General features: G+C 60.3%; 28 protein-coding genes. 17 read left to right on the top strand and 11 right to left on the bottom strand.

Going from position 1 to position 22,006, the window contains the following annotated elements; translation table 11 throughout:
- Window positions 1-7 precede the first annotated feature (7 nt).
- From DARO_RS10035 to DARO_RS10095, 13 genes are read left to right on the top strand one after another with little or no spacing between them, the layout of a single operon-like run.
- A complete protein-coding gene (locus DARO_RS10035) occupies window positions 8-1,165 on the top strand; it encodes a cysteine desulfurase family protein (protein WP_011287697.1) in 1,158 nt (385 codons plus the stop codon).
- 25 nt (window positions 1,166-1,190) lie between these two features.
- Window positions 1,191-2,402, top strand: a complete 1,212-nt coding sequence (locus DARO_RS10040; RefSeq protein ID WP_041224911.1) for an IscS subfamily cysteine desulfurase — start codon at window positions 1,191-1,193, stop codon at window positions 2,400-2,402.
- 43 nt (window positions 2,403-2,445) lie between these two features.
- On the top strand, window positions 2,446-2,829 hold the full coding sequence (gene iscU / locus DARO_RS10045) for a Fe-S cluster assembly scaffold IscU (RefSeq protein ID WP_011287699.1): 384 nt from the start codon (window positions 2,446-2,448) through the stop codon (window positions 2,827-2,829).
- 2 nt (window positions 2,830-2,831) lie between these two features.
- Window positions 2,832-3,155 (top strand): iron-sulfur cluster assembly protein IscA, encoded by a 324-nt coding sequence (gene iscA / locus DARO_RS10050; protein WP_011287700.1) that lies wholly within the window; start codon window positions 2,832-2,834, stop codon window positions 3,153-3,155.
- Window positions 3,155-3,682: a Fe-S protein assembly co-chaperone HscB gene (gene hscB / locus DARO_RS10055; RefSeq protein ID WP_011287701.1), complete on the top strand. Its 528-nt coding sequence runs from the start codon at window positions 3,155-3,157 to the stop codon at window positions 3,680-3,682. Before iscA ends, hscB begins: the two co-directional genes overlap by 1 nt.
- A 3-nt stretch (window positions 3,683-3,685) precedes the next feature.
- Window positions 3,686-5,575, top strand: coding sequence for a Fe-S protein assembly chaperone HscA (hscA, locus tag DARO_RS10060; protein WP_011287702.1), 1,890 nt, complete (start codon window positions 3,686-3,688; stop codon window positions 5,573-5,575).
- On the top strand, window positions 5,572-5,916 hold the full coding sequence (gene fdx / locus DARO_RS10065) for an ISC system 2Fe-2S type ferredoxin (protein ID WP_011287703.1): 345 nt from the start codon (window positions 5,572-5,574) through the stop codon (window positions 5,914-5,916). The genes hscA and fdx overlap by 4 nt, the downstream gene beginning before the upstream one ends.
- Complete coding sequence (gene iscX / locus DARO_RS10070) at window positions 5,913-6,107, top strand: Fe-S cluster assembly protein IscX (protein ID WP_011287704.1); 195 nt, start codon at window positions 5,913-5,915, stop codon at window positions 6,105-6,107. The genes fdx and iscX overlap by 4 nt, the downstream gene beginning before the upstream one ends.
- A gap of 8 nt (window positions 6,108-6,115) precedes the next feature.
- Window positions 6,116-6,511, top strand: a complete 396-nt coding sequence (locus DARO_RS10075; protein ID WP_011287705.1) for a DUF2237 domain-containing protein — start codon at window positions 6,116-6,118, stop codon at window positions 6,509-6,511.
- Between the two features lie 13 nt (window positions 6,512-6,524).
- Window positions 6,525-6,827, top strand: a complete 303-nt coding sequence (locus tag DARO_RS10080; protein WP_041224913.1) for a YkgJ family cysteine cluster protein — start codon at window positions 6,525-6,527, stop codon at window positions 6,825-6,827.
- A gap of 24 nt (window positions 6,828-6,851) precedes the next feature.
- Complete coding sequence (locus DARO_RS10085; RefSeq protein ID WP_011287707.1) at window positions 6,852-7,079, top strand: VF530 family protein; 228 nt, start codon at window positions 6,852-6,854, stop codon at window positions 7,077-7,079.
- On the top strand, window positions 7,076-7,273 hold the full coding sequence (locus DARO_RS10090; protein ID WP_011287708.1) for a hypothetical protein: 198 nt from the start codon (window positions 7,076-7,078) through the stop codon (window positions 7,271-7,273). The genes DARO_RS10085 and DARO_RS10090 overlap by 4 nt, the downstream gene beginning before the upstream one ends.
- 4 nt (window positions 7,274-7,277) lie before the next feature.
- The gene (locus DARO_RS10095; protein WP_011287709.1) at window positions 7,278-7,532 is read left to right on the top strand and encodes a hypothetical protein; all 255 of its coding nucleotides are present in this window, start codon (window positions 7,278-7,280) and stop codon (window positions 7,530-7,532) included.
- Window positions 7,533-7,543: 11 nt separating this feature from the next.
- Here DARO_RS10095 and serB read toward each other — a convergent pair whose 3' ends face one another.
- The 5 genes from serB to DARO_RS10120 form a co-directional block, all read right to left on the bottom strand.
- A complete protein-coding gene (gene serB / locus DARO_RS10100) occupies window positions 7,544-8,383 on the bottom strand; it encodes a phosphoserine phosphatase SerB (RefSeq protein WP_011287710.1) in 840 nt (279 codons plus the stop codon).
- 29 nt (window positions 8,384-8,412) lie between these two features.
- The gene (locus tag DARO_RS10105) at window positions 8,413-8,610 is read right to left on the bottom strand and encodes a hypothetical protein (RefSeq protein ID WP_011287711.1); all 198 of its coding nucleotides are present in this window, start codon (window positions 8,608-8,610) and stop codon (window positions 8,413-8,415) included.
- Between the two features lie 34 nt (window positions 8,611-8,644).
- Window positions 8,645-9,718 carry a 3-deoxy-7-phosphoheptulonate synthase gene (locus DARO_RS10110; RefSeq protein ID WP_011287712.1) on the bottom strand — a complete coding sequence of 358 codons (1,074 nt, stop codon included), beginning with the start codon at window positions 9,716-9,718 and terminating at the stop codon, window positions 8,645-8,647.
- Between the two features lies 1 nt (window position 9,719).
- Window positions 9,720-13,163: a transcription-repair coupling factor gene (gene mfd, locus DARO_RS10115; RefSeq protein WP_011287713.1), complete on the bottom strand. Its 3,444-nt coding sequence runs from the start codon at window positions 13,161-13,163 to the stop codon at window positions 9,720-9,722.
- 141 nt (window positions 13,164-13,304) lie between these two features.
- Window positions 13,305-13,856, bottom strand: coding sequence for a hypothetical protein (locus DARO_RS10120; RefSeq protein WP_011287714.1), 552 nt, complete (start codon window positions 13,854-13,856; stop codon window positions 13,305-13,307).
- A 244-nt stretch (window positions 13,857-14,100) separates the two neighbouring features.
- Here DARO_RS10120 and DARO_RS10125 point away from each other — a divergent pair, with 244 nt between their 5' ends.
- Window positions 14,101-15,750 carry a UDP binding domain-containing protein gene (locus DARO_RS10125; protein ID WP_011287715.1) on the top strand — a complete coding sequence of 550 codons (1,650 nt, stop codon included), beginning with the start codon at window positions 14,101-14,103 and terminating at the stop codon, window positions 15,748-15,750.
- Between the two features lie 251 nt (window positions 15,751-16,001).
- On the top strand, window positions 16,002-16,199 hold the full coding sequence (locus tag DARO_RS22815) for a hypothetical protein (RefSeq protein WP_157037186.1): 198 nt from the start codon (window positions 16,002-16,004) through the stop codon (window positions 16,197-16,199).
- A gap of 19 nt (window positions 16,200-16,218) precedes the next feature.
- On the opposite strand, the gene DARO_RS10130 is transcribed toward DARO_RS22815, so the two are convergent.
- The 6 genes from DARO_RS10130 to DARO_RS10155 all read right to left on the bottom strand — a co-directional run bounded on the left by DARO_RS10130 (window position 16,219) and on the right by DARO_RS10155 (window position 20,784).
- Window positions 16,219-16,425, bottom strand: coding sequence for a hypothetical protein (locus DARO_RS10130; protein WP_041224322.1), 207 nt, complete (start codon window positions 16,423-16,425; stop codon window positions 16,219-16,221).
- Window positions 16,426-16,491: 66 nt separating this feature from the next.
- Complete coding sequence (locus tag DARO_RS21705) at window positions 16,492-17,085, bottom strand: hypothetical protein (protein WP_011287716.1); 594 nt, start codon at window positions 17,083-17,085, stop codon at window positions 16,492-16,494.
- Window positions 17,082-18,176, bottom strand: coding sequence for an AmmeMemoRadiSam system radical SAM enzyme (gene amrS, locus DARO_RS10140; protein WP_041224323.1), 1,095 nt, complete (start codon window positions 18,174-18,176; stop codon window positions 17,082-17,084). The genes DARO_RS21705 and amrS overlap by 4 nt, the downstream gene beginning before the upstream one ends.
- A 2-nt stretch (window positions 18,177-18,178) precedes the next feature.
- Entirely contained in the window at window positions 18,179-18,721 is a 543-nt protein-coding gene (amrA, locus tag DARO_RS10145) for an AmmeMemoRadiSam system protein A (protein WP_011287718.1), read from the bottom strand.
- Window positions 18,714-19,517, bottom strand: coding sequence for an AmmeMemoRadiSam system protein B (amrB, locus tag DARO_RS10150; protein ID WP_011287719.1), 804 nt, complete (start codon window positions 19,515-19,517; stop codon window positions 18,714-18,716). The genes amrA and amrB overlap by 8 nt, the downstream gene beginning before the upstream one ends.
- A gap of 10 nt (window positions 19,518-19,527) precedes the next feature.
- The gene (locus tag DARO_RS10155; RefSeq protein WP_011287720.1) at window positions 19,528-20,784 is read right to left on the bottom strand and encodes an MgtC/SapB family protein; all 1,257 of its coding nucleotides are present in this window, start codon (window positions 20,782-20,784) and stop codon (window positions 19,528-19,530) included.
- Window positions 20,785-20,825: 41 nt separating this feature from the next.
- Between DARO_RS10155 and ispD the strand changes: the two genes are divergently transcribed.
- Both ispD and ispF read left to right on the top strand, forming a co-directional pair.
- Window positions 20,826-21,512, top strand: a complete 687-nt coding sequence (gene ispD, locus DARO_RS10160; protein WP_011287721.1) for a 2-C-methyl-D-erythritol 4-phosphate cytidylyltransferase — start codon at window positions 20,826-20,828, stop codon at window positions 21,510-21,512.
- Window positions 21,509-21,991, top strand: coding sequence for a 2-C-methyl-D-erythritol 2,4-cyclodiphosphate synthase (gene ispF / locus DARO_RS10165; protein ID WP_011287722.1), 483 nt, complete (start codon window positions 21,509-21,511; stop codon window positions 21,989-21,991). The genes ispD and ispF overlap by 4 nt, the downstream gene beginning before the upstream one ends.
- Window positions 21,992-22,006: the final 15 nt, after the last annotated feature.

Below are 22,006 nucleotides of genomic sequence, written 5' to 3' on the forward strand. Positions count from 1 at the left end.
TTCCGCAATGTTTCGCCCCGTCTATCTCGACTACAACGCCACGACGCCGCTCGATCCTGCGGTGCTGGCAGCAATGTTGCCCTGGCTGGAAAGCCAGTACGGCAACGCCTCGAGTCGTCACGAATATGGCCGGCAGGCACGGCAGGCGATTGATGAGGCGCGACAGAGAGTTGCAGCGGCGGTCAATGCGCACCCGACGGAAGTGATTTTTACCAGCGGTGGCAGCGAAGCCAATAACCTCTTTCTGAAGGGCGCTGCGGCCAGTCTCAAACCGGGCACGTTGGCCGTAAGTGCCATCGAGCATCCCTGTGTGCTCAAACCGGCCGCCCAGTTGGTAAAGCAGGGTTGGCAGGTCAAACATATCGCAGTCGATAGCGCCGGAAGGGTGAGTGCGGCGGATTACGCCGAAGCCATGCAGGCCAAACCAAAGCTGGTGTCGGTGATGCTTGCCAATAACGAAACCGGTGTCGTGCAGGATGTCGCTGTGCTGGCAAACTCGGCAAAGAGCGCTGGCGGCTGGTTTCATACCGATGCCGTCCAGGCCTTGGGGAAGCTGGATATCGACTTTCGCGCCCTCAACATGGCCGGCGTGCATGCCATGACGCTATCTGCCCACAAGGCCTACGGCCCGAAAGGTGCAGCAGCGCTGGTTCTCGACAAGCGTGTCGAATTGCAGCCGCTGATTGCCGGTGGTGGCCATGAGCGAGGCTTGCGTTCCGGCACTGAAAACGTGCCGTCGATTGTCGGATTTGGCGTTGCTGCGGAACTTGCAGCGAATCGTGTTGCCGAACTGTCGGCTCGCTTGCGAGTCATGCAGGCGAAGCTGGAAGCCGGGCTGGTTGCATTGGGTGCCCGGGTCTTTGCGACAGATGCGATGCGTTTGCCGAACACCAGCTATTTCGCCTTTCCGGATATCGATGGCGAAACGCTGGTCGGCAAGCTGGACCGCGAAGGGTTTGCTGTGGCTAGCGGCGCGGCATGTTCCAGCGCCAATCCGGAGCCATCGCATGTTCTGCGGGCAATGGGTGTGGCGCCGGAAATCGCCCGTGGGGCAATACGTGTCAGCCTCGGGGCAAGTAACACTGAAGTTGAAATTGAACAATTCATCAACGCCTTGCAGGCTACAGTCGGACGCCTGCAGGGACTGACGGCGATGGCTGTCTGAACAACCCGACTTAGCGAGAATGACGATGAAACTCCCCATCTACCTGGATTACTCGGCAACCACCCCGGTCGACCCCCGTGTCGCCGAAAAAATGATTCCCTACCTCTGCGAGCATTTCGGCAATCCGGCGTCGCGTTCGCACAGCTTTGGCTGGGTCGCCGATGCGGCGGTCGAAGAGGCCCGTGAGCAGGTTGCTGCGCTGGTCAATGCAGATCCCAAGGAAATCGTCTGGACCTCCGGTGCGACCGAATCCAACAACCTTGCCATCAAGGGCGCGGCCAATTTCTATGCCAGCACCAAGGGCAAGCACATCATCACGGTCAAGACCGAGCACAAGGCCATTCTCGATACCGTGCGTGAAATGGAGCGCCAGGGTTTCGAGGCGACTTATCTTGACGTCAAGGAAGACGGTCTGCTTGATCTGGAAGTCTTCAAGGCGGCCATTCGTCCGGATACCGTGCTCGCCTCGGTGATGTTCGTCAATAACGAAGTCGGTGTCATTCAGCCGATCGCCGAACTCGGTGAAATCTGCCGCGAGAAGGGCATCATCTTTCACGTCGATGCTGCACAGGCCACCGGCAAGGTCGATATCGATCTGAGCAAGCTGAAGGTCGATCTGATGAGCTTCTGCGCCCACAAGACCTATGGTCCGAAGGGTATCGGCGCGCTGTACGTCCGCCGCAAGCCGCGTATCCGTCTCGAAGCCCAGATGCACGGCGGCGGTCATGAGCGCGGTTTCCGCTCCGGCACCTTGCCGACCCATCAGATCGTCGGCATGGGCGAGTGCTTCCGTTTGGCCAAGGAAGAAATGGCTGAAGAGAACAAGCGCGTTGGTGCTCTGCGCGACAAATTGCTGAAGGGCTTGCAGGATATCGAGGCCACTTTCGTCAATGGTGACCTGACGCAACGCGTGGCGCACAATCTCAACATCAGCTTTGCCTATGTTGAGGGTGAGTCGATGATCATGGCGATCAAGGATCTGGCGGTTTCGTCCGGTTCGGCCTGCACCTCGGCCAGCCTGGAACCTTCCTACGTGCTACGTGCCCTGGGGCGTGATGATGAACTGGCTCACAGTTCCATCCGTTTCAGCATCGGTCGCTTTACGACAGAAGAAGAAATTGACTATGCAATCAAATTGTTGCATCAGAAAGTTGGTAAGTTGCGCGAACTTTCACCGCTGTGGGAGATGTACAAGGATGGCATCGATCTGAGCACCGTTCAGTGGGCAGCGCACTAACAAGAACGATTGAGAAATACCCCGGAATTAATGGAGAATTAACATGAGCTATAGCGTAAAAGTCATTGATCACTATGAAAATCCACGTAACGTCGGTTCCTTTGCCAAGGAAGATGATGGCGTTGGTACCGGCATGGTTGGCGCGCCGGCCTGCGGCGACGTGATGAAGCTGCAGATTAAGGTGAACAAGTCCGGCGTGATTGAAGATGCCAAGTTCAAGACCTATGGCTGCGGTTCCGCCATTGCCTCTTCTTCGCTGGTCACCGAATGGGTCAAGGGCAAGACGGTCGATCAGGCTTTGTCGATCAAAAATACCGAAATTGCTGAAGAACTGGCCCTGCCGCCGGTTAAAATTCACTGTTCGATTCTGGCCGAGGATGCCATCAAGGCAGCCGTGGCGGATTACAAGAAAAAGCACGGAGAATAAGCATGGCAGTCACCTTGAGCGACAAGGCGGCACAACACGTCGCCAACTTCTTGACCAAGCGCGGCAAGGGCATCGGCCTGCGCCTCGGGGTACGGACGAGCGGCTGTTCTGGCATGGCCTACAAGCTGGAATTTGTCGACGAGGTGAATCCTGACGATCTGGTCTTCGAACAAAATGGCGTCAAGATCATCGTCGACGCCAAGAGCTTGCCTTACCTTGACGGGATGGAACTGGATTTCGCTCGTGAAGGTCTGAACGAGGGCTTCAAGTTCAACAATCCGAACGTCAAGGATCAGTGCGGCTGCGGCGAATCGTTTAACGTCTGATGGATCTGCGAGCCGATCACTTCTCGCTGTTTGGGTTGAACCGTGGTTTTCGGCTCGATCTTTCTGACCTGGATTCTCGCTACCGAGATATCCAGGCTCAGGTTCATCCGGACCGCTTCGCCAATGCAAGTGACGCGGAACGCCGGATGTCTATGCAGTGGGCGACCCATGCCAACGAGGCCTACCAGACGCTGAAAAAGCCGCTGGAGCGCGCCAAGTACCTCCTGCATCTGGCCGGCCATGACATCAAGGCGGAGAGTAATACCTCGATGCCGGCCGATTTCCTGATGGAACAGATGGAATGGCGCGAAGCGGTGATGGATGCACGTAATGGCGGCGATCATCACGAACTCGAGCATCTGCACAACCGCCTGAGCGGTGATGTCAAGAATCGCTATGAAGAGCTGGCGCAGTTGCTCGATGATGCCGGCGACCACGCTCAGGCGACTGATCGCGTACGTCGCCTGATGTTCCTGGAAAAACTCCTGTACGAAATCGACGACGCGCTGGCGTCGCTGGAAGAATAAATAATGGCTCTGTTTCAAATCGCCGAACCTGGCGAATCGGCGGCACCGCACGAGCACAAGCTCGCCATCGGCATCGACCTGGGTACCACCAACTCGCTGGTTGCCACCGTGCGCAGCGGCATCGCTGTCTGCCTGAATGACGATCAAGGGCGTCCGCTGCTGCCTTCCGTCGTGCGCTACCACGCCGACGGCACGACCGAGGTTGGCTACGATGCGCAGAAGAATCAGGCGGTCGACCCGAAGAACACGATTGTTTCGGTCAAGCGCTTCATGGGGCGGGGCACCAAGGATATTGCTCATGTTGAGTCGATGCCTTACGACTTCGTCGAGTCGCCGGGCATGGTCAAGCTAAAAACCCACGCCGGCATCAAGAGTCCGGTCGAGGTTTCGGCAGAAATCCTGAAATCCCTGAAGGCGAGGGCCGAGGCGGCTCTCGGTGGCGACCTGGTTGGGGCGGTGATCACCGTGCCAGCCTATTTTGACGATGCCCAGCGGCAGGCGACCAAGGATGCTGCCCGCCTGGCCGGCCTCAATGTGCTGCGTCTGCTCAACGAGCCGACCGCTGCTGCCATCGCCTATGGGCTGGACAACGGTGCGGAGGGCGTCTACGCGGTCTACGACCTCGGTGGCGGCACCTTCGATATCTCCATTCTCAAGCTGACCAAGGGCGTTTTCGAGGTCATGTCCACCGGCGGCGATTCGGCCCTGGGCGGCGACGACTTCGATCACCGCATCTACTGCTGGGTCATTGAGCAGGCCGAATTGCAACTGCTCTCGCCGGAAGACGCGCGGCGCCTGATGATGCGCTGCCGCGAGGCCAAGGAGTTCCTGACCAACAATCCGGAGGCGCCAATCTCGCTGCGCCTGGCCTCCGGTGAGAACGTCGAGGTCAAACTTGACGTTGCCACTTTTGCCCAGATTACCCAGACCCTGATTTCCAAGACCCTGCAGCCGGTCAAGAAAGCACTACGCGATGCTGGCCTGCGCGCCGAAGACATCAAGGGGGTGGTCATGGTTGGCGGCGCAACGCGCATGCCGCAGGTGCAGAAGGCAGTCGGTGATTTCTTCCGCCAGGAACCGCTGACCAATCTCGACCCGGACAAAGTCGTCGCCCTCGGTGCTGCGACGCAGGCCAACCTGCTGGCCGGCAACAAGACCGGTCGTGACGATTGGCTGCTGCTCGACGTCATTCCGCTGTCGCTCGGCCTGGAAACCATGGGCGGCCTGACTGAAAAGGTCATCCCGCGCAATTCGACCATCCCGACGGCTCGCGCTCAGGAATTCACCACCTTCAAGGACGGCCAGACGGCGATGGTCATCCATGTCGTGCAGGGCGAGCGCGAAATGATCTCCGACTGCCGTTCTCTGGCCCGTTTCGAACTGCGCGGTATTCCGCCGATGGTGGCCGGCGCAGCGCGTATTCGAGTCACTTTCCAGGTTGATGCCGACGGCCTGCTGTCGGTGACGGCCCGCGAACAGACGACCGGCGTTGAATCCAGCATTACCGTCAAGCCGTCTTATGGCCTGTCGGATGACGAGATCGCCGGCATGCTCAAGGATTCGATGGAGCACGCCAAGGACGACGCCATGACCCGCGCGCTGAAGGAAGCGCAGGTCGAGGCACAACGCATGATCGAGGCAACCGAGGCGGCGCTGGCTGAAGACCCGCATCTGCTCAACGAGGCGGAAACGGCCAAGATCAAGGCCACGATCGCCAAGCTGGCCGAAACCATGGCTGGCGAAAATCGTCGCCTGATCAATATCGCGATGGATGACCTCGGTTTCGAAACCCAGGCCTTTGCCCATCGCCGCATGGATCAGAGCATCAAAAAAGTGCTGTCCGGCCGCAACGTTGCCGACATCAAGGTTGGAGAAGAAGGAGAAAAGGCATGACCCAACTCATCGTGCTACCGCACGTCGAGCTCTGCCCGGACGGTGCCGTGATTGAGGCAGAACCCGGCAAGTCGATCTGCGAGAACCTGCTGGCCAACGAGATCGAACTCGACCATGCCTGTGAAATGTCCTGCGCCTGCACGACCTGTCACGTCATCGTGCGTGAAGGCTTCAATTCGCTGGAAGCCGCCGAGGACATCGAGGAAGACCTGCTGGACAAAGCCTGGGGGCTGGAGCCCAACTCCCGCCTGGGTTGTCAGGCAATCGTTGGCGCTACGCCACTGACGGTCGAGATTCCGAAATACAGCATCAACATGGCGAAGGAGGGCCACCGCAAATGAAATGGACTGACATCAACGATATCGCCATCGAACTGTGCGATGCCCATCCGGACAAGGACCCGTTGAAGATCAACTTTGTCGATCTGCGCGACTGGGTGATGGCCTTGCCTGGTTTCAATGACGACCCAAAGCACTGCGGCGAAAAGATTCTCGAAGCCATCCAGCAGGCCTGGATCGACGAAGTCGCCTGAAGCTAAACATGAAATCGCGTGATCTCCCGGGGCGTGGCACTCAGCTCAATGTCCTGGGCGGCCCGCTGCTGACTTGCAGCGACACGCCAGTGACCGGCTTTTTTCGCGATGGTTGCTGCAATACCTCGGAAGACGATTTTGGCAGCCACACGGTCTGTGTCGTGCTGACCGATGAATTCCTCGCTTATTCCAAGGCGGCCGGTAACGACCTGTCGACACCGCGCCCTGAATTCGATTTTCCTGGACTGAAGGCTGGCCAGCGCTGGTGCCTTTGCGCGGCACGCTGGGTTGAAGCCTATCGCGCCGGCAAGGCACCGAAAGTCTCCCTGAATTCGACCAATCAGGCTGCCCTGGAGGTCGTCCCGCTCGACTTGCTCAAGCAGCACGCCATCGACTTGCATTGAAATGGCGCGTTCGATGCCAGCCGTTTTCCCGGAAGCGCCGGAAAATATTACCTGCGAAAACTGTTCGGCTTGTTGCTGCCAGTTGGAGGTGATGCTGATGGAAGGCGACGATGTTCCCCGCCGCTTCTCCACTCAGGATGACTGGGGCGGCTGGGTCATGCGGCGGCTGGACGACGGTTGGTGCGCTGCGCTGGATCGTGACACCATGCGCTGTACAATCTACGAGCGCCGGCCGGATAACTGCCGGGTGTTCGAAATGGGTGACAGCGATTGCCAGCGCGAGCGTGTGTTGTTCTATGCGCTCATCCAAGCCTGAAATACCGATACCAAGCTGATATTGATGTCTGAAAAACAAGCCAACAATCCGCTCCATGGCCTGACCCTGGAAAACATCCTCAACCGGCTGGTCGACTATTACGGCTGGGCCGAACTGGGGCAGATTATCGAAATTCGCTGTTTCAATCTCGACCCGAGCATCGCTTCCAGCCTCAAGTTCCTGCGCCGAACCCCTTGGGCGCGGGAAAAGGTCGAAGCACTCTACATTTCCACCGAATTTAACCAAAAATGACCTACGAAGAACACCTTGATGAAGTAACCACGCTGATCTTCGAAAAATACGATGTTACAGAGCAGAAGGCGATCAAGATGGTGATGCGCGCCCAGGCTGACGACTTTTTCAGCGGCCACGACGATGATGCATCGATCTGCACACTGGACCGGGCGCACCTCGACGCCAAAGCAGTCTTCAATAAGTACAAGTAAGCGGATGCGCTCGACCCGTGCCACCGCTGCCGTCGCCAGGCTGAATCAACGCAGTGAAGGTCGCCACTACCTGATGGTGATGACCGGAGATGGCAAATTTATCCTGCGCGAACGACTTGATGGTGGCGACAAGGATGTGGCCGAAGCGCTGTCGCTGGATGATTTCGTCCGTCTGGTCAATGCCACCGGGCCGCAAGTTGTACCTCGCGTCACCAAGAACGACGCCGCGTTTGCCAAGCAGCTGGTCAGGAAGACCTGACTGCCCGCTGCTCAGTCGAACAGATTGAGCAGCGAATCCAGCCCACCGAAATTGATGGCCACGTCGGCCTTGGCACGGGTGGCCGGCTTGGCACGGAAAGCGACCGACAGGCCGGCTTGGGCCATCATCATCAAGTCATTGGCACCGTCGCCACAGGCGATGACCTGTTCCTTCTTCAGGCCCAGTTCATCGGTCAGGCGAGCGAGGTGATGGGCCTTGGCGGTGGCATCGACAATATCGCCGACGACGCGTCCGGTCAGCTTGCCGCCGGAAATTTCCAGTTCGTTTGACGTAGCAAAGTCGAAACCCAGTTCGATACGCAGACGCTCGGTGAAATAGGTAAATCCCCCAGACAGGATTGCGGTGCGCAGGCCAGCGTTCTGGCAGGCTTCGAGGAGTTCGCGGGCACCGGGTGAGAGCAGCAGGCGTTCGCCGAAAACCCTGGCCAGGACGCGGGCATCCAGGCCGGCCAGCAGCGACAGGCGGCGGCGCAGGCTTTCGCGGTAATCGATTTCGCCGCGCATGGCCGCTTCGGTGACGGCCGACACTTCGTCCTTTTTGCCGGCGAAATCAGCCAGTTCGTCGATGCATTCAATGGTGATCAGCGTCGAATCCATGTCGAAGCAGATCAGGCCGAAGTCGGACAGCTTCTTGTCGGCTTCGGCGAACGCCCAGTCGAGCTTCTCGGCTTCGATCAGCGGAATCAGGGCATCGAAATCCGGGGTGCGAGTTGCACCTTTCAGCCGGACAACCTGCGGTGGTCGGGGTTCGACGGCTATGGCGCCGGTCGCCGCGACGATACGTTCGAGCAAAAAGGTGGGTAGGGCGCCGCCCTGGATGATCAGGTTCATGGTGTCAGTCTAGGCAAATCCGGCCATCGTCAGTTCGCGACGCGGCCACGCTTGAAACGAAGGAATATGCCGATGGCGAGGGCACCCAGTATGCCACCGAGCAAAAATTGGCCGAAAGCGACAGCAATGGCCGATCCTGAGATGAGTCCGAAACGGATTCCGGTATCCAGCAATTGGCCAATGCTTTCGGCAATGAGCGTGAAGCGGGTGCCATTCTTGTGATTCACTGGCTTGTTCGCAATGTTCCGTCTGTCGATTCGGTCAGGACAGACGTTCCGGCAGCACGTCGCGCAACAACACGGCGGCGTCGCGGATCATCTTTTCGGTGGTGTCCCAACCGACACAGCCATCGGTGACCGAGCAGCCGTACTTGAGCTGGCTGAGGTCAGCCGGGATGGACTGGTTGCCGGCTTCGATGTTCGACTCGATCATCACGCCAAGCAGTGATTTGTTGCCGAGGCGGATCTGGTTGACGACATCGGCCATGACCAGCGGCTGCAATTCAGGTTTCTTGGAGCTGTTGGCGTGTGAGCAATCGACGACGATGTTGGCCGGCAGCTTGGCCTTGACCATGGCCTGTTCGGCGATGGAGACGGAGACCGTGTCGTAATTCGGACGACCGTCACCACCACGCAGCACGACGTGGCCGTAGCCGTTGCCCTTGGTGCGGACGATGGCGACACGGCCTTCGCTGTTCAGACCAAGGAAGGAGTGCGGACGCGAGGCGGAGAGGATGGCATTGACGGCCACTGACAGGTCGCCATTGGTGGCGTTCTTGAAGCCGACCGGGGTCGACAGGCCGGAAGACATTTCGCGGTGGGTCTGCGATTCGGTGGTGCGGGCGCCGATGGCGGTCCAGGTGATCAGGTCGCCGTAGTATTGCGGGCCGTAGGGGTCGAGGGCTTCGGTACCGGCGGGCAGGCCGAGCTCATTGACCTGGAGCAGGAATTCACGCGCCTTTTCCATGCCGACATTGACCTGGAAGGAGTCGTCCATGAACGGGTCGTTGATATAACCTTTCCAGCCCACTGTGGTGCGCGGTTTTTCGAAATAGACACGCATGATGATCTGCAGCACGTCACCGACTTCATCGGCCAGTTTCTTCAGGCGGCGGGCGTAATCCAGGCCGGCGACCGGGTCGTGGATGGAGCAGGGGCCGACAACGACGAACAGGCGGTGATCCTTGCGGTCGAGAATCTTGCGCAGCAGGTTGCGGCCGTGGGTAACCGTTTTGGCGGCCTTGGCGCTGAGCGGCTGGCGGGCGTTGATTTCTTCCGGCGTCGGCATGGCGTCGAAGGCGGTTACGTTTACGTTGTCGATGTTCTGTGTCGTCATGTCAGTGGCTCAGCTGGCGAATCATGTCTTTGACTGCGGCAACCTTGTCGTTCAAGGTCGGGCAGTGGCGCAAAAGGGAAATTTTATCCTGTCCGGCTAATTTATAGCTGCGGTTGTTCTGAATCAAATGAATAATCTTGATCGGCTCGATAGGCGGGTTCTTGGCGAACTCCGGCCCGAACTGCAGCGTGATCTGGTCAGTCGAGGCATCGAGCTTCTGTATGCAAAGTGGTTTGACCAGGATACGTAGGCGGTGCGTGGCGAGCAGCGACTGGCCTTGCAGCGGCAGTTCGCCGAAGCGGTCGATCAGTTCTTCCTGAAGGGTATCGATTTCCTCGGCGTTCTCGCAGTTGGCCAGGCGCTTGTACAGCGTCAGGCGCTCGTGGACGTCCGGGCAATAGGCGTCGGGCAGCAGGGCCGGGGTGCGCAGGTTGATTTCGGTTGAAATGCCCAGCGGCTGGGTCAGATCGACGGTGTCGATGGCCTTGCCCTGCTTCAAATGGGCGACGGCGCGGTTGAGCATTTCGGTGAACAGGTTGAAGCCAACTTCCTGCATCTCGCCCGACTGGTTGTCGCCGAGCACCTCGCCGGCGCCGCGGATTTCCAGGTCGTGCATGGCCAGGAAGAAGCCGGAGCCGAGTTCCTCGGACATCTGGATCGCTTCCAGCCGCTGCTTGGCCTGCTTGGTCATCGCCTTTTCATCCTGGACCAGCAGATAGGCATAGGCCTGGTGGTGCGAACGGCCGACGCGGCCGCGCAACTGGTGGAGCTGGGCGAGGCCGAACTTCTCGGAGCGGTTGATCAGGATGGTGTTGGCGTGCGGGTTGTCGATGCCGGTCTCGATGATGGTCGTGCACAGCAACAGGTTGGCCCGCTGCTGGGTGAAGTCGCGCATCACGCGCTCCAGTTCGCGTTCGTTCATCTGGCCGTGGCCGATGACGATGCGCGCCTCGGGAACCAGCTTTTCCAGCTTTTCCCGCATGTTTTCGATGGTATCGACCTCGTTGTGCAGGAAATACACCTGGCCGCCGCGCTTCAGCTCGCGCAGCACGGCTTCGCGGATGATGCCGTCGGAGAACTTGCTGACGAAGGTCTTGATCGCCAGCCGCTTCTGCGGCGCGGTGGCGATCACCGAGAAGTCGCGCAGGCCTTCCATGCTCATCGCCAGCGTGCGCGGGATCGGCGTCGCGGTCAGCGTCAGCACATCGACCTCGGCGCGCATGGCCTTCAGCGTTTCCTTCTGGCGGACGCCGAAGCGGTGTTCCTCGTCGATGACGACCAGGCCGAGGCGCTGAAACTTGACGTCCTTGCCGATCAACTTGTGCGTACCGATGATCACGTCGATCTTGCCTTCGGCCAGTTCCTGCAAAGCCTGCGCCGATTCCTTGGCGGTCTTGAAGCGGGAGATTTCAGCGATCTTGACCGGCCAGTCGGCGAAGCGGTCGACGAAGGTCTGGTAATGCTGTTCGCAGAGCAGGGTGGTCGGGCACAGCACGGCCACCTGCTTGCCGCCGGCCACCGCGCAGAAGGCGGCGCGCAGGGCAACCTCGGTCTTGCCGAAACCGACGTCGCCACAGACCAGGCGGTCCATCGGCTTGCCGGAACGCATGTCCTCGATCACCGCGGCGATGGCCTGCGCCTGATCGTGGGTTTCCTCGAAGCCAAAACCGTCGGCGAAGGCCTCGTAATCGTTTTCCTGGAAGCTGAAAGCATGGCCCTGGCGGGCAGCGCGGGCAGCGTACAGGGTCAGCAGTTCGGCGGCGGTGTCGCGCGCCTGCTCGGCAGCCCGGCGCTTGGCCTTTTCCCACTGGCCGGAACCGAGCGTGTGCAGCGGCGCGGCTTCCGGCTCGGCGCCCGAATAACGCGAAATGACATGCAACTGCGCCACTGGCACGAACAGCTTGGCCTCGTTGGCGTAGTGCAGTTCGAGGAACTCCTGCTCGCCGTTGCCGAGGTCCATGCGGATCAGGCCCCGGTAGCGGCCGATGCCGTGGCTTTCATGGACGACTGGGTCGCCGACCTTGAGTTCGGTCAGGTCCTTCAGCCAGTTGTCGAAACTGGCCTTGCGCGCGGCCTCGCGGCGGGTGCGGCGGGGTGCGCCGGCGTAGAGCTCGGTTTCGGTGATGAAGGCGAGATCGGGCAGGGCGAAGCCGCCATGCAGCGGGCCGACGCCCAGTGCCAGCGGCGCATCGGCGGCGGCGAAGCCGGCAAAATCGGCACTGGCGGCAGGCTTCAGGCCGTGTTCGGTCAGCATGGTGGCCAGCGTTTCGCGGCGACCGGCCGATTCGGCCAGCAGCAGCACGCGGCCGGGTTGGCTGGCGAGGTAGGCCTTCAGCTTGCCGAGCGGGTCTTCGGCGCGGCGGTCGACTGAAATGTCGGGCAGCGCGGTCGCCGCCGGGTGGTCGGTTTTGGCCGAAAATACCAGTCGACCGTAGGAATTGGCCGCCGTGAAGAACGCCTCGTCGGTCAGGAACAACTGCTCCGGCGGCAGCAGCGGCCGGGCCTTGTCGCCCTGCAGCATGGCGTAGCGCGAGCGGGTGTCGTTCCAGAAGGCGGCGATGGCGGCCGGCGCGTCGCCGTGCGTGACGAACACGGCATCCCTGGGCAGGTAGTCGAAAACGGTGGCCGTTTCGTCGAAGAACAGCGGCAGGTAGTACTCGATGCCGGCGCTGGCGATGCCCTGGGAAACGTCCTTGTAGATGCCCGACTTGGCCGGGTCGCCCTCGAAAGTCTCGCGGAAGGCCTGGCGGAAATGCGTGCGGCCCTTGTCGTCCATCGGGAATTCGCGCGCCGGCAGCAGGCGCACTTCCGGCACCGGATAGACCGTGCGCTGGGTATCGACGTCGAAAGTCTTGATGCTCTCGATCTCGTCGTCGAACAGGTCGAGCCGGTAGGGCAGTTGCGACCCCATCGGGAAGAGGTCGATCAGCCCGCCGCGGATCGAATACTCGCCGGGCGATACCACCTGCGTCACATGCGCGTAGCCGGCCAGCGTCACCTGGCTGCGGAACTTCTCGGCATCCAGCGTCTCCCCTTTCTTGAAGGCGAAAGTGTAGGCGGCCAGGAAAGCCGGCGGCGCCAGCCGATAGACGGCCGTGGTGGCCGGCACGAGCAGGATGTCCAGCTCGCCCTGCGTCGCCGCCCACAAGGTCGCCAGCCGCTCGGAAACCAGGTCCTGGTGCGGCGAAAAGGTGTCGTAAGGCAGCGTTTCCCAGTCCGGCAGCAGCCGCACGCGCAGATTAGGCGCGAACCATGGAATCTCGTCGAGCAGCCGCTGCGCATCGGCCGCATTGGCGGTGACCACGGCCAACAGCTTGCCGGGATTGCCGACGGCAATTTCAGCCAGCGCCAACGCATCGGCCGACCCGGCCAGCGACGGCAGATCGAGTCGGGCACCGGCCTTGGGCAGGGCGGGGAGGGAAAGCAGGGGCTTGGAAGCGGACACTAAGAGGCGGGCGGCGTTGCGGGGCTTGGATTATAGCCGCTTCGCCCGATGGGGCCGGAGATGTTTCCGGGTTATGCCATGATCGGAATAGCTTGCTGCCCTGGAGGCCCTGGTCCCTTCCAGGGCAGATAATTTTGCTGATCAGGGCGCTGGTTTGCTTCTGACTTCCTTGCAGATGGCGATTTCCTCGTCGCTCATGACCGGCTTGATATCGCAGCGAGCCTCCCAGGCGACCTGACGTTTCTGGCGCTCAAGCAAGGCGAGTTCGCGATTCTTGACCTTGGCTTCGGCCTCGCGGCGCTTTTTCTCGTCGGCAGCGGCGATGGCGGCCTGTTCGGCCTGCTCTTTGCGCTTTTCTTCATCGGCTGCCTGTTGCAGCTTTCTGGCCGCCAGGGTTGCTGCATCTCGCTTGGCGCGTGCAGCTTCTTTTTCCTGGCGTATGCGACGAAGGTTTTCGTCTTCTTCGCTCGTTGCTGAGTTACCGAACGAAGGATTGTCGCCGGTTGCCGAATTGTCATTAGATCGCCCGGAACGCGCCACAGCGTTACGGACGATACCACTACCGCTTTCACTGACATGCGTGTCAGCGGAGTGGTGAGTATGTGAGGAGCGAATGCGCCCCTTCGCGCTTGCATCGGCAGAGACGCTCAGCGCTAGTGCGACGAGGATGGTGGCCAGGCCAATTCGATTCATGTGTTCTCCCTGAAATTTATTATTTAGTGAAACGGCATCGATTTTAGCGAATTTTTTCGGCAGCCATTGTGGGGGTATTTCACACTTTGAGTGTGCCTTGTGCTGAGCGCTTATTGACCAAGACTCCCGCTACTCCGTGCGATAAGCCTTATCCGTGATGAATTCGATGTTTTCCTTATCTGCCAAGTGGAATAATCTGCAGAGAGTTATCGTCTGAGCATTACTGACATCAGGAGCATTCATCGTGTCTGCATCGCAAAATAAAGTATCGATTTCGCCGACGGGCGAATCCTTTCCGTTACCTGATCAAGCCGACTATGCGGCCGAATATCAGCGCGTCAAAGTCCTCGCCGAGGCGGCACGAGCGAGTGGCAAGGAGGTCGTGGTGGTCATGGGCGTCGGCTTTGTCGGCGCGGTGATGGCGGCCATCGTGGCTGATTGCGAAGACAAGGATGGCCGGCCGAGCAAGTTCGTGATTGGCTGCCAACGCCCGTCGACGCGCTCCTTCTGGAAAATACCGCTGCTCAACCGCGGTATTTCCCCGGTCAAGGCCGAAGACCCGCAGGTCGATGTGCTGATCGGCCGCTGTGTGCTGGAAAAGAAGACGCTGATTGCGACCTACAACAGCCAGGTACTCGATCTGGCCGATTGCGTGGTCGTCGACGTGCAGTGCGATTTCCTGAAGCAGGAACTCGGCAACATGAAGTCCGGCGAGTGTGATATGGCAGCGCTGGAGGCGACGCTGAAAACCGTTGGCCAGCATGTTCGTCCGGAATGCCTGACCCTGATCGAAACAACGGTGGCGCCGGGAACGACGGAATTCGTTGCCTGGCCGATCCTGAAGAAGGCTTTTGCCGGCCGCGGCATTGCCTCGGCCCCCTTGCTGGCGCATTCCTACGAACGTGTGATGCCGGGCCGCGAGTATGTGGCCAGTATTCGTGACTTCTGGCGTGTCTGTGCCGGCTGCGATGATGCTGCCCGGGCGCGGGTCGAGAAGTTTCTGCACGAAGTGCTGAACACCGACAAGTTCCCGTTGACCGTGATGGACCGCCCGATCGAGTCGGAAACGGCAAAGATTGTCGAGAACAGCTACCGGGCCACCATCCTCGCCTATCTGCATGAGTGGTCGATTTTTGCCGAGCGCAACGGGGTTGATCTGGTCAAGGTGGTCGACGCGATCAAGATGCGGCCGACGCACAGCAACATGATCTTTCCCGGTCCCGGCATCGGCGGTTATTGCCTGCCCAAGGACGGTGGTCTCGGCTACTGGGCCTACAAACACATCCTCGGCTTCGAGGATGGCGACAAGGTTTTCCGCATTACACCGGTGGCCGTCGATATCAACGACACCCGCGCCCTGCATGTGGCCGAACTGACCCGCGATGCGCTGCGCAACATGGACCGCTATATCGCCGCCTCGCAGGTGCTGATTGCCGGCGCCTCCTACCGGCAGGACGTTGGCGACACGCGCTACAGCGGCTCGGAGCTGGTGGTCCGCAAGCTGGCCGAAATGGGCGCCGAGATGCGGGCGCATGATCCGTATGTCGAGCAATGGTGGGAATTCTCGGAGCAGGACAAATACCCGACTTCCGGCCTTTCGTGGAAGCGCTTCTTCCGCAACCAGGATGAATTGTCGGAACTCAAGGTCGAGAACAATCTTGAAGCAGCGCTAAAAGGCGTCGATGCATTGATCCTGGCGGTTCCGCACGATGCCTACCGCAATCTCACCCCGGAGCAGGTGGTCGAGTGGGCTGGCCGGCCGATTGCCATCATCGATTGTTTCGGCATGCTCAAGGACGCCACCATTGCCCGTTATTTTGAGCTGGGTTGCGAGGTGAAGGGGCTGGGCCGCGGCCATATCCAGCGTATCAAGAAGACTGTTCGCTACAGCTGATTCGTCGCCTGCGTGCTTGATGAAAAGTCCCCGAGTTCGGGGACTTTTTTGTGAAATTTTGTTGGCTTAAAAGTTGGACGTTATTTTGTTCCGGCGATCCGGAGGATGGCTTGTATCGGCACTGTTGGCCTTCCGGGATGGGAGGGCTGATTTGTCGTAAGCATCAATTTGAACGGCATCCTTGATCGATGTGGGACTTCTGATCCGCGCTGAAATGCTATTATTTTTGCCGTTTTAGGGATGGGTAAAAAATGACTTCAAACTTGAGCAACGAGCGCCGCATGGGGTCTCAACGGCGTCACATGGATGGCGGGCTGCCAATCGGTTTGGGTGACCGGCGCGTCAATATTGAGCGGCGGCTGTTCAATCTCGACGCGTGCTGTGTTGAGGAATGGTTGAGCAAGCCAGCACCAACCGTCGAGGCTAACAACAAGCCGTCTGCCAAGTAAGTACCACCCGCAGACGATCTTAATGGGCTGCCGGGTGAGTGGCACTCAGCGTTTCGATGCTGCCTTCTTCGCTGATCCCGCTGCTTTCGGTGAAGTAGCCGCATAACGGGCATTTGAAGCCCGGTGGGCAGTTGTGTTCGCGAGCACATTCAGCCTGAGTCTCATCGGTCAGAACCAGTTCGCGAACGGCTTCGCAACGGGCGAGCGGGGAATCGAAGAAGGACATCGGTGTCTCCTGTTTTGTAGTTTAGATACTCAGTCTAGTCCGTATGTGGCCGATTACCATTGCCGTTCAACTGCCCAGGTGTTTTGAAAACCAGGCGGCAACCGGTAGCACTGGGTCTTCACTGATTTCCAGTACCTGCCTTTCATGAATGCAGCGCAGGTGCGACGTCGCCCGCTGGTAAGATGTTTCGCCGATGGTGTCGTCGGCATCGAACAGCATCAGGAGCGGCGCGACGAGCAAGTCCAGGGCTTGTACGCCGGCGCGGTCGATCAGGCCGCCGTGGCAAACCACCGCCTTGACCTGTGCATCACGCTGAGCCGCCGCACGGATGGTGGCCGGGGTGATGTCGCCACTGGCGATGATGCCGAGCGGCAGATCCTGCATGTCGCCATCATTGCGAATCATGTCGAGGATGTCGATCAGGCGTAGGGTGAGACGTGGCACGTTTTGCGTGGCATCGGCAAACTGTAACTCGTGTGCTGACAGCAACTCCATGACGAATACAGCGTAGCCCTGCGCGGCCAATCTGGCCGTAGTCACCGTATCGAGCGGGACATGGTGTGAGCGGGCGAGCAGGATCAGGCCACGCGGAAAGTCTGGTCTTTCGAGCTGTCCGTGGAGTGAGCCGTGCGGGGTTTGCAGGGTGATGTGGCGATTCATGCGGACAGGCGTACCGGGATGCGCTTGGGGCCGAAGGCGTGACCGTCACGGCCAAGGGTTTTGCCGAAGCGCCCGGCAATGGCGGTCTGGCAGTGCGGACAATGACCTTCTGGCGTCAGGTTGTAACGGCGAATGTCGTACCAGTCGCGGACGATTAGCGCGGCGTGGCAGTTGGGGCAGAAGGTGGTGCCGCCTTCGCTGTCATGGACGTTGCCGGTGAACACGTAGTTCAGGCCGGCATCGAGTGCGATGCGGCGGGTTTGTGTCAGCGTGGACGGTGGGGTTGGCGGGATATCTTCCATTTTCCAGTCGGGGTGGAAGGCCGAGAAATGCAGCGGGACGTCCGGCCCAAGCTCCCTGGCGATCCAGGTGGATAGTTCGTTGACTTCTTGCGGACTGTCGTTCTGGCCGGGAATCAGCAGCGTGGTGATTTCCAGCCAGCAATCGGTTTCGTGGTGAATGTAGGCCAGGGTGTCGAGAATCGGCTGCAGGTGGGCAACGCAGAGCTTGCGGTAGAAGTCTTCGGTAAAGGCCTTGAGGTCGACGTTGGCGGCATCCATGACGGCGAAGAATTCGCGGGCCGGTGTCGGATGAATGTAGCCGGCGGTGACGGCGACGTTGCGGATGCCCTGTTCGCGGCAGGCGAGCGCAGTGTCGATGGCGTATTCGGCGAAGATCACCGGGTCGTTGTAGGTGTAGGCCACCGCGTCAGCCCCGTAGCGCCGGGCGGCCTCGGCAATGGCCTGCGGACTGGCGCTGTCCATCAGACGATCCATGTCCTTCGACTTGGAAATGTCCCAGTTCTGGCAAAACTTGCAGGCCAGGTTGCAGCCGGCTGTGCCGAAGGACAGGATGCTGCTGCCCGGGTAGAAGTGGTTGAGCGGCTTCTTCTCGATCGGATCGACACAGAAGCCCGATGAGCGGCCATAGGTCGTCAGTTGCATGGCCCCATTGACCATCTGGCGGACAAAGCAGGCGCCGCGCTGGCCTTCGTGCAATTGGCAGTCGCGCGGGCAGAGGTCGCACTGGACGCGGCCGTCGGGTAGGGCATGCCACCAGCGGGCCGGGTAAAGCGAATCGGACTGGTTCATGATCAATCCTCCTTCCATTTTTTGACCTGGTAGCGCTCAAGCTGAACATTGGGGCCCCAGTAGTCGGCCGGTAATCCGGCCTTTTGCTTAAGGTGGGCCATGAACATGGCCGGATCGGGCAATTGTTCCCAGACCTGAGGCAGAAAGGTTGAGCGGCGATTTCCAGCAGTGAAGATCACGCCGTCGATTTCCGGGCGCAACTGGGTGAGGGCGTCGGCTTCGCTGCTGAAGCTCATTGGCTCGGCGGGTGTCAGCAGCGAGACTTCGACGCGGGTGATCGGCAATTCGTCGAGGCTCAGCGGCTCGAAACGTGGATCGCGGAAGGCTGCGGCGAGCGCGTTTTCCTGCACGTCTTTGATCAATGGTCGCCAAGCCTCCAGACTGCCAATGCAGCCGCGCAGATTGTCGTGCTGGGTCAGGGTGACAAAGACGGCGCCTGGTTCGTGCAATTCTGTCAAATCCGCTACCGGCATGCCGGCAAGGCCAAAGTGGGAGGCAATTGAATTGCGAGCCAGTGTCAGCAGGGTGGTGCCGAGATCAGTCATGATGTGCTCCCTCCGCAAACGAGAATGCCGCATAACCGACGACGCGACTTTTGTCTCCGGCGGTATCGCCGGAATTGCACAGGCCGAGCAGGCTAGGCGTCAGGCCCCGCTGGCGGGCAGCAAGCAGCAATCCATTGATCGGGTAGGCGCCGCAGGCCTGCTCCGGGTGGATGTGGGTATCGAATTGCAGGATGTGCCGGCAGGTGTTGCCATCGACCTGCTGCGCCGTACCGTAGGGCAGGAAGTGCGAGAGGTCCGAGCTGACGACAATCAAAGTTTCCGGACCTCCCCACAGCAGATCGAGTATTTCGGCGACTGCGTCCGGCGCGGCATCGCCAACGGCGAGCGGCACCAGCGTGAATTGCTCGAGGATGCGCTGCAGGAAGGGCAGGTGTACTTCCAGCGAGTGCTCGAATGCATGGACATGGTTGCTGAAAACGATCTGTGGCAACCCGGCAATGCTGGCGATGGCCTGCGCATCGAGCCGGATGGTGCCTAGCGGCGTGGAAAAGGCCTCGACCTCCGGAAGCGCGATGCCCTCGACGGCAACGCGATGCGTCGGGCCGAGCAGAATGACGCGCCGGATGGTTTTCGCCCATGGTTTCAGCGTGGCGTAGGCGTTTGCGGCAGTGGAACCGGAGTAGATATAACCGGCATGTGGAACGATCAGGGCCTTGGGCTGCTGACCGGACTGGGGGCTGGCGTCGGCCAGAAAGCGATCGACGGTGGTGGATAGCGTCTCGGGATCGCCGGGGTAGAAGGTGCCGGCGACGGCAGGGGGGCGGGTATTGATCATGGTCAGCTCCTTAAACGAGCATCAAACCGACGGCCATGCCGCTACCGATGGCGAGCAGGCCGGGAAGGGCATGGCGGGCCAGCTTGCCACCGCCGATGCTGATGACCAGGCTGATCTTGAAGATCAGGTTGGCCATCAGCGCCAGCGTGACGGCGATCACGGCATCGCCACTGGCGACTTTTTCCAGATTGAACATGCGCAGGGTGGACAGCACGCTGGCGTCCGCATCGGTCAGGCCGGAAACCAGGGCGACGATATACAGGCCGCTGCTGCCGGCAATATCCTGCAACCAGGCGGAGGCGAGCAGCACCACGGCGTAAAGCAGACCAAAGGACAGGGCTGTCTTCAGCTCTGTCGGGTTCTTGACCTCGGGCATCGGCAATTCGCCGGCCGCGCTTAAAACCCTCCAGCCGTAGAGCGACATGGCCACCCCGGGAACGATGCCGCAGGCGAAGACGATGGCGATCGGTGTGGCCAAGCCGGGGGCGACCACGCCGGCAACCAGCCAAAGGCGGATCATGACCATCACGTTGGCGATCAGGATCACGATAGCGGACATATGGACCAGATGAACATGGTCGCGGGCGTGACGCGAGAACATCATGGTCGTTGCGGTCGACGACGCCAGGCCGCCGAAAATGCCAAGCAATGCCGCGCCGTGGCGGGCGCCGATGATGCGCAAGGCGAGATAGCCGGCCAGTGCCAGCCCGGAGATCAGCACGACCATGTACCAGACCTGGCGCGGATTGATCGCGTTGTAGGGGCCGAAATCCTCGCTCGGCAGGATGGGCAGGATGACCAGCGACAACACGGCAAACTGCAGGATGGAGTTGATATCCTTCGGTGTCGTGCGTTCGCTGAATTGCCGGAGTTCGGCCTTGAAATAGAGGAGCACGGTGGTCGTGATGGCGAGCATGACAGCCAGCGTCGAATAGCCGAACCAGACGGCGGCGCCCAGCGCATAGGTGACGATGATCGCCGCTTCCGAGGTAAAGCCCCGATATTGCTCTTCCTGCTGGGCCGAAAAATTCGAGGCGATCATGCTGCCGGAAATGACCAGCAGGCCGGCAACCAGCAGCCAGGGACCACCGGTTTTGTCACCAAGCAGGGCAAAGAGGCAGCCCAGCATGGCGACCAGCGCGAAGGTTCTCAGGCCGGCCGAGGCTTCAGGACGGCGTTCGCGCTCCATGCCGATCAGCAGACCGATACCGAGCGCCGTTGAAAAAGCCTCGACGGGAGCAGCCAGTTCGGGAACGACGAAGCTCATGCGATTCCTCTTTTCTGATCGTTATTCAGTAAAATTAAGCCATGCCACGTCATTACGCAATCGTTCCCGCTGCCGGCAGCGGTTCCCGCTTCGGCGCCGAGAAGCCAAAGCAGTACCTGGACCTCCTTGGCCGCCCCCTGATTTTTCACACTTTGGCCGCCCTGACTGCCAGCCCGGACATTGAGCGCGTCTGGGTGGTACTTGCTCCGGATGACCCGTGGTGGCCACGCTACGACTGGAGCGAACTCGGTTCCAAGCTCGAAACTGTACGCTGCGGCGGGGCGACACGCGCTGAAAGTGTGAGCAACGGTTTGAGGGCGGCAGCGATGGTTGCTGCAGACGATGACTGGGTGCTGGTGCACGATGCAGCGCGGCCCTGTCTCTCGGCGGCTATGCTCGATGCGCTGTTTGCCGAACTGGCCAGCGATCCGGTCGGCGGCATCCTGGCTGTGCCGGTCGCCGACACCTTGAAGCGGGCTGATGCCGAACAGCGTGTCGGCGCCACCGAACCCCGCGATGGTCTTTGGCAGGCGCAAACGCCGCAAATGTTCCGCTACGGCTTGCTCGGTGAAGCACTGGAAAAATGTCGTGACGTGACCGATGAAGCTGGCGCCATCGAGGCGGTGGGGTTGAAACCCAAGCTGGTGCGCGGCGATTCGACCAATCTGAAAGTTACTTATCCGGCCGATCTCGCGCTGGCTGCGATGATACTGAGGGCACGCAAATGAATTTCCGCGTCGGGCAGGGCTACGATGTGCACAAGCTGGTCGATGGCCGCAAGTTGATCCTCGGCGGTGTCGAGATTCCGCATCCGACCGGGTTGCTCGGTCATTCCGACGCCGATGCGTTGTTGCATGCAATAACCGATGCGCTGCTCGGCGCTGTTGCGCTGGGCGACATTGGCCGGCATTTTCCGGATACCGATCCACGCTACAAGGGCGCCGATAGCCGCGTACTGTTGCGCGCCGCCGTTGCCCTGTTAGCCGAACGTGGCTGGCGGCCGGTCAATGTCGATGCGACGCTGATCGCCCAGCAACCGAAGCTGGCCCCGCACGCCGTAGCGATGGTGGCCAATGTCGCGGCCGATCTCGGGATTTCGCCCGACTGCGTGAATATCAAGGGCAAGACCAACGAACGCCTGGGTTATCTGGGGCGTGAGGAAGCGATCGAGGCGCAGGCTGTGGCGCTGGTGGAACGTGTCGGCTGAAGGCCGAGTTGAACC

This window comes from Dechloromonas aromatica RCB (assembly GCF_000012425.1).